A 15,488-nucleotide genomic window follows, 5' to 3' on the forward strand; every position below is an offset into this window, starting at 1 on the left:
AACCGGCGTCTCGCCGGTCACTCGGGGGATCAGACGAAATGAAGATCAATCCGCAATATTCAGGTACCGGCCCGGTGCGTACGCGCATCGCGCGGGGCGCGATGATGGCCGCGATCCTCTGTGCAGGAACGCTGACCGTGTACAGCGCACTGGCCCAGGAAGGCGCCGAATCGGCCGCGCTGATGAAGGGCGGGGCCAGCGCACCGGTTGCCGCCGCGAAGGGGCCGATGCAGATGACGATCAGCATGGCGCCGGCGCCGGCCGCCGCGGCGGCCGCATCGGCCGGGCCGCTGCGCGGACCGAACTGCGTGGGCGCGGTGCGTGACGCGACCAGCGTCAGCGTGCCGCTCGGCAAGTCGCTGCTCGTGCCGATGCCGGAGCCGGTCCGCAACCGCACGATCGGCAACCCGGCCGTCGCGCAGGCGACGATGGTGTCGCCGCAGACGCTGTACATCCTCGGGCTGTCGGTCGGCACGACCAACATGATCGTGCAGGGCAGGAGCGGCGCATGCCGCGTGATCGACGTGGCGGTCGGCGCGGACGCCGGCGGCCTGCAGTCGTCGCTGCAGCAGCTGATGCCGGGCGAGCGCGACATCCACGTGTCGACCGCCGCCGGCACGATCGTGCTGGCAGGCACCGTGTCGAACTCGCAGGCCGCGCAGCAGGCCGTGCAGATCGCCCATGCGTACAGCGACAGCGCCGGTGACGGCGGCGGGGCCGGCAAGGGCGCCGGCGTGCTGAACATGCTGGCCGTCACGTCGCCGCAGCAGGTGATGCTCGAGGTGAAGGTCGCCGAAGTGTCGAAGACGCTGATCAACCAGATGGGCAGCGCATTCAACATCCAGGGCGGCTTCGGTTCGTGGAGCGGTGCGCTCGTCAGCAACCTGCTCGCGGGCGTTGCCAGCGCCGGGATCTTCAACAAGGCGAACAACAAGCCGTTCAGCGTCGCGGCCGATGCGCAAAACACCGACAACCTCGTCAAGATCCTCGCGGAGCCCAACCTCGTGACGATCAGCGGCCAGGAGGCGACGTTCCTTGCCGGCGGCAAGATCTTCATCCCGATCCCGCAGAGCGGTAGCAACGGCGTCTCGTCGATCACGCTGCAGGAAGAGGAGTTCGGCGTCGCGCTGAAGTTCACGCCGACGGTGCTCGCGAACGGCCGCATCAGCCTGAAGGTCGCGCCGGAAGTGTCGGAGCTGTCGCAGACGGGCGTCACGCTGAGCGCGACGAACATCGGCGGCACGTCGATCCTGCCGCTGATCACGACCCGGCGTGCGTCGACGACGGTCCAGATGAGCGACGGCGAATCGTTCGCGATCGGCGGGCTGATCAAGGACAACGCGACCGGCTCGCTGAAGGCGATCCCTGGCGTCGGCGAGGTGCCCGTGCTCGGCGCGCTGTTCCGCAGCACGTCGTTCCAGCAGGACCGCACCGAGCTGATCTTCCTGATCACGCCGCACCTGGTGAGGCCGCTGCAGACCGCCGACGTGCCGTTGCCGACCGACAGCTTCTCGAAGCCGAGCGAAGTCGACGTGTACGCGACCGGCAACATGGAAGGCCGCAAGGGTGTCCGCAAGGCGACCATGCAACCGTCGAACGGCGCGACGAATGCACCGCAGACGCCGGCTTCGGCACCGGCTCCCGCGCCGCAATCGGCCGCGCCGGCTGCTCCGGCTGCTCCGGCTGCCGCGCTGCCCGCACCGCGTGCGCCGCAGCCTGCCGATGCACCGGCGCCGGTGCCGGCACAGCCGGAGAAGGCCGCGGCTGCGGCGGCCGAGGCGGCGGGGGCGGTGAACGCCGAGCCGACGCCTGTCGCGCAGCCGCAGCCGCAGCCGCCATCGCCCGCGCAACCGCAGGCCGATGCGGCCCGTGCGGCGCGGATCGCGCGCATCGAAGCCGCGGCCGCGCGCCTCGCGGCGGCCGGCTCCGCCACGCCGGCGAAACCTGCGCCGCGTCCGGCGCCCAGCGTGCCGGCCGCCCATGCGCAGATCGCGCGGGCGAGCGCCGCACCCCAGTCCACCGATCGTTGAAGCCATCCAAGGGGAAGCTCATGAAATCCGCCTACCTCGTATTCGTGCGCCGCGCGGCGCTTGCCGTCCCGCTCGCGTTCGCACTCGCCGGCTGCATGTCGTCGAGCCCGGTGTGGGACAGCCGCTTCGGCGACTCGGTCCGCGCCGTCACGCAGGCCCAGATCATCGATCCGCATGCCGGGGAACACGCGGCAACGCACCCCGGGGTCGATGGCCGCGCCGCCGCGTCCGCGCTCGACAACTACGACAAGTCGTTCAAGCAGCCCGAGCCGAAAGCCAATGCATTCGTGATCGGCATCGGCAAGTCGGCGCAATAACACAGGCACGCTCAGGGAGAACGCCATGTCCAGCGCAGCTCGTCATCCGAAGCTCACGCGTCGCGGTCTGCATCGTCAGCAAGGCGCCGTCGCGATCATCGTCGGTCTCGCACTGGCGATGATGATCGGGTTCGTCGGTCTCGCGCTGGACCTCGGCAAGCTGTACGTCACGCGCAGCGAACTGCAGAACAGCGCCGATGCCTGCGCGCTGTCCGCTGCGCGCGACCTTACGTCGGCCATCAGCCTGCAGGTCGCGGAAGCCAACGGCATCGCCGCCGGCCACGCGAATTACGCGTTCTTTCAGCAGAACGCGGTACAGATGCAGACGGATTCGAACGTCACGTTCAGCGATTCGCTGAGCAATCCGTTCCTGACCAAGTCGGCGGTCGCCACGCCGGCGAACGTCAAGTACGTGAAGTGCACCGCGCAGTTGACCAACATCGCGCACTGGTTCATCGAGGTGCTCAACACGATTCCCGGCGTGCAGGTCGCGAACGCGGCGCAGGTCGCGGCCAGCGCGATCGCGACGGTCGGGGCCGGGCAGACCACCTGTGCGATTCCGGTGTTCGTGTGCAAGGCGGCGTCCGCCGCGCCGTACAAGGTGGGCGACTGGATTTCGTCGCCGTCCGGCTCGTCGACGACGTACGGGCCCGGCAACTTCGGCTGGGCGGCGCTTGACGGCTCGACGAACGAGCCGACCATCGCCAGCGAACTGTCCGGCAACACCTGCAACATCACGTCGCCGCCGGACCTCGGTTCGACGGGCCTGAAGGCCGCATCGCTGCGCGCCTGGAACACCCGCTTCGGCATCTATACGAACGGCGCCAACGGCTCCAGCGGCCAGCCGGACTTCACCGGCTATGCGTACGTCGGCCCGAATTACGGGCCGCCGGGAACCGCGGGCATCGTCGGCGATGCGTACACGCAGTTCGTGCTCGATCGCGCGAGCTTCAAGGCCTACCAGGGCGACGGTACGCCGCCCACCGGCAGTGGCATCTCGACCAACGGGACCGTCACGTCCAGCAACTACCACACGTATGGCGGCGACCGCCGGGTCGCGCTGGCCCCCGAGGGCGACTGCTCGACGCTGTCGGGCAGCAGCGGCAAGGTGCACGTCACGCAGTGGGACTGCGTGCTGATGCTCGATCCGCTGCCGTTCAGCCCGGGAGCCGGCGGGGTCGTGGCGCACCTCGAATACCTCGGCTCCGCGGCCTCCGGCACCACGCCGTGCGCGACGCACGCCCTGCCCGGCAGCGGCAGCTCGGTCGGTATCAAGGTACCGATGCTCGTTCGATAGAGGAGACACGATCATGAAAAGGGTCCCGATTCGCCGGTCACGCATGCGCGGTGTCGCCGCGGTCGAATTTGCGCTCGTGCTGATGCCGATGATCGTGCTCGCGACCGGTGTGGCCGAGTTCGGCCGCGCGATCTACCAGTACGAGACGCTCACCAAGGCGACGCGCAACGCGGCGCGCTACCTGTCGGTGTTTCTGCCGAACGACAGCGCGTATCCGCTCGCGGCGGCGCAGTGCCTCGTCGTGTACGGCAGCACTACGTGCGGCTCCGCCGGCACCGAGCTGGTGCCGGGGCTCACGACATCGATGGTGATCGTCTGCGACGCCACGCATTCGACCGATTGCGGCGACGCGTCCGACCCGTCGCAGTTCGCGAACCTGCCGACCTACGACTCGACCAACAACGCGGCAAGCGGCACGGCGACCGGCAGCATCAACCTCGTCGAAGTGAAGGTGAAGGGCTATCAGTACCAGCCGATTCCGGCCTACCCGGGGCTGTCGTCGATCACCTTCGGCAACGTCGTCACCGTGATGAGGCAAGTGTCATGAACGCGCGCCCCGCTCCGCTGTCCCGCCGTCGCGCCCAACGCGGCTCCACGATCGTCGAATTCGCGCTGATCGCGTCGATCCTGATCATGCTGCTGATCGGCATCTTCGAATTCGGGCGCGTGATGTTTTACTGGAACACGGCGAGCGAGGCCATCCGGCTCGGCGCACGCACGGCGATCGTCTGCGACGTGAACGCCGCCGGCGTCGTGAAGCGCGTGCGGTCGCTAATGCCGATCCTGGCCAATTCGAACGTGTCGGTGACCTACTCGCCGTCAGGCTGCGACGTGAGTTCCTGCTCGTTCGTGACCCTCAGCATCAGCAACGTCACAGTCAACACGATGATCCCGATCGTGAACGTTGCGATCACGATGCCGTCGTTCACCACGACGCTGTCGCGGGAAAGCCTGAACTCCTCGACGGGCGGCAGCGCCTGTCAATAATCGAACCGACGAGGCACAGTCATGATCAATATCCTCGTAGCCGCCGACGATACCGCCCGGCTCATGCAGATCGCGCGTCTGGTCACCGACAGCGGACACTATCGCGTGACACGTGCGCACGGTCGGCCATCCCAGATCGAGCATCGCACCGATGGACTCGATTCATTCGATATCCTGCTGATCGACGGCGCGATGACCGATGCGGCCGAGCTGTCGGCGCTCGAGCGGATCTGCCGGCTGCACCCGTGCCTGATCGGCATTCTGGTGACCGCGGATCCGGCGCCGCATGTGCTGCTGGACGCGATGCGCGCCGGCGCGCGCGACGTGCTGCAGTGGCCGATCGATCCGGCGGCGCTCGCCCGCGCGCTCGAACGCGCCGCCGCGCAAAGCACGCGGCGCGATGGAGACGATACGCGCTTCGTGTCGTTCATGTCGTGCAAGGGCGGCGCGGGCACGAGCTTCGCCGCGAGCAATGTCGCGTACGAGATCGCCGAAACCCACAAGCGCCGCGTGCTGCTGGTCGATCTGAACCAGCAGTTCGCGGATGCCGCGTTCCTCGTCAGCGACGAGACGCCGCCGTCGACGCTGCCGCAGCTCTGCGCGCAGATCGAGCGGCTCGACGGCGCGTTTCTCGACGCGAGCGTCGCGCACGTGACGCCGACCTTCCACGTGCTGGCGGGCGCGGGCGACCCGGTCAAGGCCGCGGAGATGCGCGAGGATGCGCTCGAATGGATCCTCGGCGTCGCGGCGCCGCGCTACGACTTCGTGATCTTCGACATCGGCGTGAGTATCAATCCGCTGTCGATGATCGCGCTGGATCGCAGCGACCAGATCCAGCTCGTGCTGCAGCCCGCGATGCCGCACGTGCGCGCCGGCCGCCGGCTGCTGGAGATTCTCGTATCGCTCGGCTACCCGGTCGACCAGTTGCGGCTGGTGGTGAACCGGATGACGCGCGCGAGCGAACGCTCCCGCACCGCGCTCGAGGAAGTGCTCGGCCTGCACGCCAGCTGCACGATACCCGACGACGTCGACACCGTGCGCGAAGCGCTCGACCTGGGGCATCCGGCCTCGCGCGTCGCACGCGGCGCCGCGGTGACGCGGGCATTGCAGGGCTGCGCGAAGCAGATCGTCGAAGGGGACGTGCGCACCCGGCACGGCACGTCCAGCAGCGAACCGTTGATGTCCCGGCTGTTCGGCCGCAAGGCCACGCCGAAGCTCAAGTCCATGTGAATCTTTCGGGGAAACCATCATGTCATTGCGCGAACAGATGTCCTTGCACCGGACGCAGCCGCAGGCGGCGGGCGCCGAACCGGCGGGTGCGGCGCATTCGTCGGTACGCGACGCGTACCAGAAGCTGCGCCGTGAAATTCACCTGACGGTGCTCGAACGCGTCGAGCTCGAGCGCCTGTCACGTCTGCCGCAGGAACAGGTCCGGCAGGAAATCTCGTCGCTGATCTCACGCATTCTGGACGAGGAGCGGCTGCTCGCGAACGACATCGAGCGGCGCCAGCTCGCGATCGACGTGTACGACGAAATGTTCGGTTTCGGCCCGCTCGAGTCGCTGCTGCGCGACCCCGGCATCTCCGACATCCTCGTGAACACGTACCGCCAGGTCTACGTCGAGCGCAGCGGCCAGCTCGAGCTGACCGACGTGACGTTCTACGACGACGCGCACCTGATGAAGGTGATCGAGAAGATCGTGTCGCGGGTCGGGCGGCGCATCGACGAATCGACCCCGATGGTCGATGCGCGTCTGCCGGACGGCTCGCGCGTGAACGCGATCATTCCGCCGTCGGCGATCGATGGGCCGCTGATGTCGATCCGGCGCTTCTCGGTCAACCCGCTGAAGATGGACGACCTCGTGAGTTACCAGAGCCTCACGCCGCCGATGGCGGAACTGCTCGACGCGCTGGCCCGGGCGAAAGTGAACGTGCTCGTGTCGGGCGGCACCGGCAGCGGCAAGACGACGCTGCTCAACATCCTGTCGGGCTTCATTCCGCGCTCGGAGCGGATCGTGACGATCGAGGATGCGGCCGAGCTGCAACTGCAGCAACCGCACGTGCTGCGGCTCGAAACGCGGCCGCCGAACATCGAGGGCAAGGGCGAGATCACGCAACGCACGCTCGTGCGCAACGCGCTGCGGATGCGCCCGGACCGGATCATTCTCGGCGAGGTGCGCGGCGCGGAAGCGCTCGACATGCTCAATGCGATGAACACCGGCCACGAAGGCTCGCTCGCGACGATCCACGCGAACACGCCGCGCGATGCGCTCACGCGGCTCGAGAACATGATCAGCGTCGGCGGCCTGACGTTGCCGCCGAAGACGATGCGCCAGCAGATCGCGTCGGCGATCTCGGTGGTGGTCCAGGCGACGCGGCTCACCGACGGCAAGCGCAAGATCGTCAGCATCCAGGAGTTGACCGGGATGGAAGGCGACATCATCAACATGCAGGAGATCTTCACGTTCAAGCGCACCGGCATGGATCGCGACGGTACGGTGCGCGGACACTTCTGCGCGACCGGCGTGCGGCCGAAGTTCGCCGAGCGGCTGCAGGCGTTCGGCATCGACCTGCCGGATTCGCTGTACGACCCGGCGCAGCATTACGAGACGAAGTGACGACGCGCCATCGTCTGATTCCGGAGAGACCTCATGGACTCGATCTATTACGGTTTTGTGATTCTCACCTTCGTCGCGGTCGTGCTCGCGATCGAAGGCGTCTATCAATGGTGGAACGCACGTCACGGTGCCGCGGCACGCCGGATCGAGTCGCGCCTGCGCGCGATGTCGGCCGGCGGCACCGTGCAGCAGGCGCGACTGTCGATTCTCAAGAAGCGGATGCTCGACGAGTCGAAGCCGTTCGACCGGCTGCTGATGCGGATGCCGCGCGTACAGGCGCTGGACCTGTTGCTGCAGCAGTCGGGGCTCGACTGGACGGTCGCGAAGCTGGTCGTGACCAGCGCCGTATTGCCGGTCACGGCGGCGCTCGTCCTGACCTTCACCCCGTTGCCGCTGATCGCCGTGCTGCCGATCGCGCTGCTGACCGCATGCCTGCCGGCCATGTACGTGATGCGGCATCGCAACCGCCGGATGCTCAAGCTCGAGCGCCAGCTGCCGGATATCTGCGACATGATCGCGCGCGCGTTGCGCTCCGGCCACTCGTTCTCGAGCGCGCTCGGCATGGTCGGCGAGGAGTTTCCCGATCCGATGGGCGGTGAATTCCGGATCACGTTCGACGAGATCAACTACGGCGTGTCGCTGCACGATGCGCTGGTGAACCTCGCGACGCGCGTGCCGGCCCACGACCTGCGCTACTTCGTGATCGCGGTGCTGATCCAGCGCGAGACCGGCGGCAACCTGGCCGAGTTGCTCGACAGCATCGCATCGCTGGTGCGCGAGCGCTTCAAGCTGTTCGACAAGGTCCGCGTGCTGTCGGCGGAAGGGCGGCTGTCGGCCTGGATCCTCGGGCTGCTGCCGTTCGGGACCGCGGCCATGATGGCAGTGTTGAACCGGGAGTTTCTGTCGGTGCTCTGGCAGGATCCGGCCGGCATCAAGATGGTCGGCACGATGCTGGGGTCGATGGCATTCGGCGTGCTGTGGATTCGCCGCATCATCCGGATTCGCGTCTGACGCGTGTCTCAGGCTTCACGAACCGATTCGAGGCTGTCATGCAAAACCTGAGCGTAATACATACCGTGATGCTGGCCGGCTTGTTCCTCTTCGTCGCCGGCGGCGTGCTGGTCGCGATGCTGCTGTTTGCGCCGCGCAACATCGAGCGCCGGATTCAGCAGGCGAGCGGGGCAACTGTGGGCATCGGCGGCGGTGCGGATGGCGACGGGCAAACGTCGCGCTGGATCGCGAAACTCGTCGAGCTGTCGCGACCGATTTCCCGGCTGTCGGTGCCGCAGGAGGGCTGGGAGAATTCGCCGTTGCGGATCCGGCTGATGAATGCCGGCTGGCGCAATCCGAACGCGGGCGCGCTTTACTTCGCGGCAAAGACGGTGCTCGCGCTGGTGCTGCCGGGCGCGGCGCTACTGGCGCTCGCCACGACGCGGCTCGCGGATCAGCGCATGCTGCTGTCGTTCATCCTCGTCACGCTCGCCGGGCTCGGCTACTACGTGCCGAACGTGATCCTCTCGCGGCGGATCGCGACGCGTCAGCGGGTGATCTTCGAGGATTTCCCGGATGCGCTCGACTTGCTGACCGTCTGCGTCGAAGCCGGGCTCGGGCTCGATGCGGCGCTGATGCGGGTGAGCGAGGAACTGCGCTTTCGCAGCGAAGTGGTCGCGGGCGAGCTGGACTTGCTGCTGCTCGAGATGCGTTCCGGGTTCACGAAGGAAACCGCGCTGCGCAATTTCGCGCTGCGCACCGGCGTCGAGGATATCGAATCGTTCTGCGCGATGCTGATCCAGGCCGACCGCTTCGGCACGAGCATCGCCGAATCGCTGCGCGTGCTGTCCGACATGCTGCGCACGCGGCGGCGGATGCGTGCCGAGGAGCGGGCCGCGAAGATCGCGCTGAAGCTGCTGTTCCCGCTGATCTTCTGCATCTTCCCGGCACTCATGTCCGTGTTGCTCGGGCCGGCGATGATTCACGTGTATCGCGTGCTGCTGCCGACGTTCGCCAGCGTCGGACAGTGAGCACCGGCGCGGGTGGCCGCGCGAAACGGATTGGCGTGCCGGCCCGGCAGCACCGGTCGGCCGGCACGGTAAGGTCTTCATGGGAGGCTCCTCCTCCCCCCGGGCGGCGCCGCGAGACAGGTCGATCATAGCGGCGTCAACGCAACCCGGACCCATGGTCGACCCTGGATACAGCCGTAGTCCACTGCCCGCGCGGGTGGCCCCCTACGGCTAATCGCGAACGCAGCCGCGCGTGCTGCGCGAAAATCCCCTTGAAATTCACGTTTCGAATTCCTACGATTATTCAAAATCAGGCTCGAATGACGGTGCGCACGGGCGATTGACCTGCGTCCCGGATATATCGAACACCACAACTGAATATCGAGCGTCAGCCCGACGATACGGAAAACAGGCCAGTCGTCCACGATCAAGGCCGGGGGAACCATGAGCGAACACACAGCGCGACGCACGCGGTCCGACGCTTCATCGAGCAGGCGCCCATCCGCGTGGAGCGAACCCGCGAATCCGCCGGGCATCGTCGCGCATCCTCTGCGTCCCGACTCCTGAGAACCGGCGCCAGCAACCGCGCCCGGTACACCATCTTCTCATCGACACCTGCGCATCGGCGCCCACGCGGCCGGCGTGGCGACGCGCGTCGCGCAGTCGACCGACCGACATAACAATTCGAACGAGGGACGCAGCATGGCCATCCATGTGCCTGTGACACGCCGGACGTTTCTGAAGCTCGCCGGCAGCGGCGCCGTCGTCGCCGTGTCGGTCACCCATTTGCCGGCCGTCGTGCTCGCCGCGGGCGACACGCCGGCCGATGCGAACGGCCCGAACTGGGCGCCGGTGCCCGGCAAGGCGCGCTGGCGCATCGACGGCATGCCGAAGGTCACGGGCCAGAAGATCTACGCGCGCGACTTCAAGTCCCGCGACTTCGTCGGCTGGCCGCAGCAGGAAAACTGGCTCTATGCGCTGCGCTGCGACCGGGTCGACGCCGTGTACCAGGGCTACGACCTTGGCGTGCTGCCGCCCGAACTGCGACCGATCGCGATCGTCGACAGCGCATTGCTGAGCGCGCGCCGGATTCCGCTTGCACCCGAACCCGATCCGATCGCGAACCAGGACATCTACTGGCTCGCGCGGCCCGGCCATCCGGCGGACGGCTACGGGCAACCGGCCGCGCTGCTGATCTTCGAGAACTTCGACGTCTATCGCCGCGCGAAGAAGCTGCTCGACTTCAATCGCGGCGTGATCCGCTACGGCGCGTCGACCGGCACGGGCCCGGCCGCACCGGTCGTGCCGTATTTGCCCGTGACCGTCTACGTGCGCGACGACGAACGACGGTTCAACTACGTCGACAACTACCAGACCGACAGCAACGGCAAGCCGACCGCGAAGTACCTGGAGGAACGCGAGGCGGCAGTCGCCAACATCGACGCGACGATTGCCCGCCAAGCGGCCGCCGGCGCGTGGATCGGCGTTCGAGCGATCGGCGACGACGCGTTCGAGACGCCGGCGATCGACCCGATGTTCATGGAGCCCGAGTCGGGACTCGCATGGTACGACGCGTCCGCCGCGAGAATCAGCCTCGTGCTCGGCACGCAATCGGCGAACGACGATGCGACCGGCGCGTGCGCGCTGTTCGACGGCAGCGACGTCGCGGTCAAGGAAGCGCATGTGATCGCGTGCTACCCGGGCGGCGGCTTCGGCGGACGCGACAAGTCCTATTTCCCGCTGTATCTGGCGCTTGCGGCGCCGTTCGCGAAGGGCGCGCTGCGCTGGCAGCAGTCGCGCTACGAACAATTCCAGGTCGGCCTGAAACGCTGTGAAACGCAGTTCTCCGAATCGCTGTGGTTCGACCGTCGCGGCAAGCTTGAAGCGATCACCTGCGACTTCCTGTTGAACGGCGGCGGCAAGAAGAACCTGTCGCCGTACGTCGCGCAGCTTGCCGCGTTGAGCGCGATGAGCTGCTACGAGATTCCGCGCGCACGCGCGCAGGCCGCTTCGACCTACACGCGGGAAGTGTTCGGCGGGTCGCAGCGCGGCTTCGGCGGGCCGCAGGCGTTCATGGCGATCGAGACGCTGATGGACGAGGCCGCGCGCCAGCTCGGGCTGTCGCCGTTCGAGATCCGGCGCGCCAATTTGCTCGGCAAGGCGCCCGATCTCGGCAAGGGCCGCGCGATCACGGGTGCGCCGATCCTGTTCGACCTGCAACTCGACGCGCTGCTCGACCGGCTCGAGCGTCATCCGCTATGGCTCGAGCGCGAGCGCACGCGTGCCGAGCGCAACGCGCGCAACCTCCGGTACGGCGTCGGTCTCGCGATGGCGAACGAGGCGTACGGCACGTCCGGCGACGGGATGTTCGGGATGGTGCAGATCCTGCCCGACGGCAATCTGCGGGTGATCACGCCGTATACCGACATGGGCAACGGCGCGGCCACGACGCTGGGTCTCGCACCGGCTGAATTTCTCGGGCAGAACGCGCAAACGATTGCGATGAGCGAGATCGCGCCGTTCAACGCGCTCGGGCTCACCACGAAGAGCCCGTCGAGCGGGCCGAACTGGGTGCGCTACAACTACGGTTCGTCGAGCGCGTGCCTCGGCGCGTTCCATCAGTATCACGCGGTGAAGGGGGCCGCGCAGGCGCTGTTTCTGCAAAGCGTGCTGCCGGCCGCGCGCGCACGGTGGGGCGTGAACGTGCGGGCCGCGGACGTGCGCTGGGTCGATCGCACGCTCGTCGCGAACGGCCTCGCGCCGATTTCGTGGCCCGCGCTGCTCGGCACGATCGGGAAGCTGGGCCTGCAGACCGTGGCGGCCGTGCATGCGAGCTATGCCGGCTACTTCTGGAAGGGCACCTATCCGTTCGCGTCGGGCAGTGCGCAGATCGACTACGACTACGTGGCGGTCGGCCTCGACCCGTATCGCCTCGCGCCGCTGCAGCGCGTGCTGCAGCCGCCACCGGTCAATACGGCACTCTACGGGCGGACGACCTATGCGCCGTCGGCGACGCTCGTCGCGGTGGCGGTCGACTCGGCGACCGGGCGCGTGAAGGTCGAACACGTGGTGACGGCCGTGAGCGTCGGCCGGCAGTTGTCGCCGGAGCTCGTCGAAGGGCAGTCGCAGGGCGCGGTCGCGATGGGGATCGGCAACGTACTGACCGAAACCTGTCCGCTGGGGCCGGACGGGCCCGGCGGCGGCCGCTGGAATCTCGATCGCTACGAGGTCACGCGGCTGCCGGACATCCCCGTGCAGGAGCTGATCGCATTGCCGCCGCCGGCCGGCGATCCGGCCAATGCACGCGGCATCGCGGAAGCGGTGATGTGTCCGATCGCGCCGGCGTTGCTCAATGCGCTCGCGATGGCGACGGGGCGGCGGTTCCGGGTGACGCCCGTGACGCCGGAGAAGATTCGGGAGGCCCTGCAATGAGCAATCCGGTCCGGATGACCATCAACGGCAAGCCCGTCGAAGCAGACGCCGCCGACGGCGACATGAACCTCATCGACTTCCTGCACGAGCGGCGCGACCTGACGGGCACGAAGCTGTGCTGCGGCATCGGCGTGTGCCGCGCGTGCACGGTCGGCGTGCGCAACGCGCCCGATGCGCCGATGGAAAAGACGCTGTCGTGCTCGACGCCGGTCAGCGCGATGGCCGACATGCACGTGTACACGATCGAAGGGCTCGCGCAGGGCGGCGCGCTGTCGCCGCTGCAGCAGAGCTTTCTCGAGTCGTTCGCGTTCCAGTGCGGCTACTGCGCGTCGGGCTTCCTGATGGCCGCGACCGCGATGCTCGACCATCTGCGCGCGCAGCCGGTGCACGAGCGCGATCTGGACGCGATGATCGAAACCTGGGTCGGCGGCAACATCTGCCGTTGCACCGGCTACGTCAAGTACATCGAGGCCATTCGCAAGGTGGCGCTGCGCTACACGAAGGGGGCGGCATGACGACGAGAACCCGCGTCGCCGCGCTGGCGATGCTGTTGGCCGTGCAGGGTGCGCCGGGCGCGCCGCGCGCGCTCGCGGCGGAAAACGCCGATGCGTCGCTGCATGAGTATGCGCAGCAGTGCACCGATGAAATCGGCGAGATTCCCGCGTTCGACTGCAACGCCGGCACCGATGTGCCGATCACCGTCAACGGCCGCGTGCCCGCGCGCTATGCGGCGCACATGACGTGCGATCGCCCGGCGCTGCTGCCGTATGACGCGCCGACGTCCGGGCAATGCACGCCTTATTCGAAGATCCTCGACCTGTCCCACGGCGACACGCAGATCTCGGCGTTTTGCCGTCGCAAGCAGATCCGCGCGAACCGTAGCCCGTATTACGACGAAGTCGACATCGTGCTGCACCATGCGGGCAACGGCAAGACCTGCTGGTTTCACGCGGAGAAGGGCGGCACGGCCGGCATGAACGCGGCGCGCGTGCCGCCGCCGAACGAGACGACGCCGCCGCCCGGCCATCCGTCCGCGGCCGAGTTCTGGTGGAAGCCGGCCGCGACCGCGACAAAGCGCTGCGTGTCGTGTCACGACGCGAGCCCGGTCATGTACAGCCCGTGGATCGGGCAGGTATGGAACAAGGTGCCGACCGATCCGTGGGGCAAGTACGTGAATCTCGGCGCCGACTTCGCGTCGTGGACCTCGCATGCGATCAGCACGCCCGGCAACACCTGTATCGGCTGTCACCGGATCGGCGACCAGAACAGCTGCAAGATCTACGTGCCGCTCGCCGCCGGGATGCTGCCGCCGCCGAAGGGCAGCAACGCGCGCGCGAGCCGGTATCCGCTGACGCACTGGATGCCGATCGACAACAACAAGAGCCTCTACGAATGGAATGCGGCGAACGCGAAGTCGGTGAGCGACCTGCTCGAATGCTGTTCGGCGCGGGGCAAGAACGATCCGAAGTGCAGCTTCACGCCGGCGGCGCAGGCGCAGGCGGTGAAATAGGCCGCCCGCGATTGCCGTCGCCGGCGGCCGGGCCGGCGTGCTTCTGACAGAAGAGAATTCGGGGAATGCGTCGCGCCGGCAAGCATCGCGGCTTGCCGGCGGCATCGCGCGTGGAGACCGCTTGCCGCGGCCGGTTTCCTCGCGCGGGGTTCAGAAATGCACGACGGTCCGGATGGACTTGCCTTCGTGCATCAGGTCGAACGCTTCGTTGATGCCGGTGAGCGGCTTCGTGTGCGTGACGAACGGTGCGAGCTGGATCGTGCCGGCCATCGCGTCCTCGACCATGCCCGGCAGTTCGGAGCGGCCCTTCACGCCGCCGAATGCCGTGCCCAGCCAGCGGCGACCGGTGACGAGCTGGAACGGGCGCGTCGAGATTTCCTGGCCGGCGCCCGCGACGCCGATGACGACCGACTGCCCCCAGCCGCGGTGCGCGCATTCGAGCGCGGCGCGCATCACGTTGACGTTGCCGATGCACTCGAAGCTGTGGTCGACGCCCCAGCCGGTCATCCCGACGATCACCTGCTGGATCGGCTCCTGGTAGTCCTTCGGGTTCACGCAGTCGGTGGCGCCGAACACGCGTGCGAGGTCGAACTTGCCGGGGTTGGTGTCGATCGCGATGATGCGGCCGGCCTTCGCGAGCTTGGCCCCCTGGATCACCGCGAGACCGATGCCGCCGAGGCCGAACACGGCCACCGTATCGCCCGGCTGCACCTTCGCGGTGTTCTTCACCGCGCCGAGGCCGGTCGTGACGCCGCAGCCGAGCAGGCAGACCTGCTCGGGGTTCGCCTGCGGGTTGATCTTCGCGAGCGAGACTTCGGCGACGACGGTGTATTCGCTGAACGTCGAACAGCCCATGTAGTGATAGATCGGCTGGCCGTTGTAGCTGAAACGCGTGGTGCCGTCGGGCATCACGCCCTTGCCCTGCGTGGCGCGCACCGACACGCACAGATTGGTCTTGCCGCTCTTGCAGAACAGGCACTCGCCGCATTCGGCGGTGTAGAGCGGAATCACATGGTCGCCGGGCTTGACGCTCGTCACGCCTTCACCGACTTCCACCACGATGCCGGCGCCTTCGTGGCCCAGCACGGCGGGAAAGAGGCCTTCCGGATCGTCGCCCGACAGCGTGAAGGCGTCGGTGTGACAGACGCCGGTATGGGTGATCTTGACGAGCACTTCGCCCTTGCGGGGCGGTTCGACGTCGATTTCGACGATCTGCAGCGGCTTACCCGCCTCAAACGCAACAGCGGCACGTGATTTCATGGCAATCCTGTTAAAAAAATCATCGAATGGCTCGGACG

The 15,488-nt window shown here is 67.5% G+C and carries 13 protein-coding genes; 12 read left to right on the top strand and 1 reads right to left on the bottom strand.

The features are described 5' to 3' along the window. Positions 1-38 precede the first annotated feature (38 nt). The 12 genes from SB786_RS20895 to SB786_RS20950 all read left to right on the top strand — a co-directional run bounded on the left by SB786_RS20895 (position 39) and on the right by SB786_RS20950 (position 14,190). Positions 39-2,030, top strand: a complete 1,992-nt coding sequence (locus tag SB786_RS20895) for a type II and III secretion system protein family protein (protein ID WP_410729135.1) — start codon at positions 39-41, stop codon at positions 2,028-2,030. A gap of 20 nt (positions 2,031-2,050) precedes the next feature. Beyond that, positions 2,051-2,347 (top strand): hypothetical protein, encoded by a 297-nt coding sequence (locus SB786_RS20900; protein WP_012372338.1) that lies wholly within the window; start codon positions 2,051-2,053, stop codon positions 2,345-2,347. Positions 2,348-2,372: 25 nt separating this feature from the next. Beyond that, positions 2,373-3,644 (top strand): pilus assembly protein TadG-related protein, encoded by a 1,272-nt coding sequence (locus SB786_RS20905; RefSeq protein WP_410729136.1) that lies wholly within the window; start codon positions 2,373-2,375, stop codon positions 3,642-3,644. Between the two features lie 13 nt (positions 3,645-3,657). Beyond that, positions 3,658-4,191 carry a TadE/TadG family type IV pilus assembly protein gene (locus SB786_RS20910; RefSeq protein ID WP_410729137.1) on the top strand — a complete coding sequence of 178 codons (534 nt, stop codon included), beginning with the start codon at positions 3,658-3,660 and terminating at the stop codon, positions 4,189-4,191. Continuing rightward, the gene (locus SB786_RS20915; protein ID WP_410729138.1) at positions 4,188-4,631 is read left to right on the top strand and encodes a TadE/TadG family type IV pilus assembly protein; all 444 of its coding nucleotides are present in this window, start codon (positions 4,188-4,190) and stop codon (positions 4,629-4,631) included. The genes SB786_RS20910 and SB786_RS20915 overlap by 4 nt, the downstream gene beginning before the upstream one ends. Before the next feature lie 21 nt (positions 4,632-4,652). Beyond that, positions 4,653-5,861 carry a CpaE family protein gene (locus tag SB786_RS20920; protein ID WP_410729139.1) on the top strand — a complete coding sequence of 403 codons (1,209 nt, stop codon included), beginning with the start codon at positions 4,653-4,655 and terminating at the stop codon, positions 5,859-5,861. A gap of 19 nt (positions 5,862-5,880) precedes the next feature. Then, on the top strand, positions 5,881-7,248 hold the full coding sequence (locus SB786_RS20925) for a CpaF family protein (protein WP_410729140.1): 1,368 nt from the start codon (positions 5,881-5,883) through the stop codon (positions 7,246-7,248). Between the two features lie 33 nt (positions 7,249-7,281). Then, positions 7,282-8,259, top strand: a complete 978-nt coding sequence (locus SB786_RS20930) for a type II secretion system F family protein (RefSeq protein ID WP_410729141.1) — start codon at positions 7,282-7,284, stop codon at positions 8,257-8,259. A 38-nt stretch (positions 8,260-8,297) separates the two neighbouring features. Continuing rightward, entirely contained in the window at positions 8,298-9,269 is a 972-nt protein-coding gene (locus tag SB786_RS20935; protein WP_410729142.1) for a type II secretion system F family protein, read from the top strand. A 681-nt stretch (positions 9,270-9,950) separates the two neighbouring features. Next, positions 9,951-12,680 carry a xanthine dehydrogenase family protein molybdopterin-binding subunit gene (locus tag SB786_RS20940; RefSeq protein WP_410729143.1) on the top strand — a complete coding sequence of 910 codons (2,730 nt, stop codon included), beginning with the start codon at positions 9,951-9,953 and terminating at the stop codon, positions 12,678-12,680. Then, positions 12,677-13,195, top strand: coding sequence for a (2Fe-2S)-binding protein (locus SB786_RS20945; RefSeq protein WP_410729144.1), 519 nt, complete (start codon positions 12,677-12,679; stop codon positions 13,193-13,195). Before SB786_RS20940 ends, SB786_RS20945 begins: the two co-directional genes overlap by 4 nt. Beyond that, complete coding sequence (locus SB786_RS20950) at positions 13,192-14,190, top strand: hypothetical protein (protein ID WP_410729145.1); 999 nt, start codon at positions 13,192-13,194, stop codon at positions 14,188-14,190. The genes SB786_RS20945 and SB786_RS20950 overlap by 4 nt, the downstream gene beginning before the upstream one ends. A 150-nt stretch (positions 14,191-14,340) precedes the next feature. On the opposite strand, the gene SB786_RS20955 is transcribed toward SB786_RS20950, so the two are convergent. After that, a complete protein-coding gene (locus SB786_RS20955) occupies positions 14,341-15,450 on the bottom strand; it encodes an S-(hydroxymethyl)glutathione dehydrogenase/class III alcohol dehydrogenase (protein ID WP_410729146.1) in 1,110 nt (369 codons plus the stop codon). Positions 15,451-15,488 lie beyond the last annotated feature (38 nt).

The organism is Burkholderia sp. SIMBA_062, assembly GCF_046534765.1.
Taxonomy (GTDB): Bacteria; Pseudomonadota; Gammaproteobacteria; order Burkholderiales; family Burkholderiaceae; genus Burkholderia; species Burkholderia ambifaria.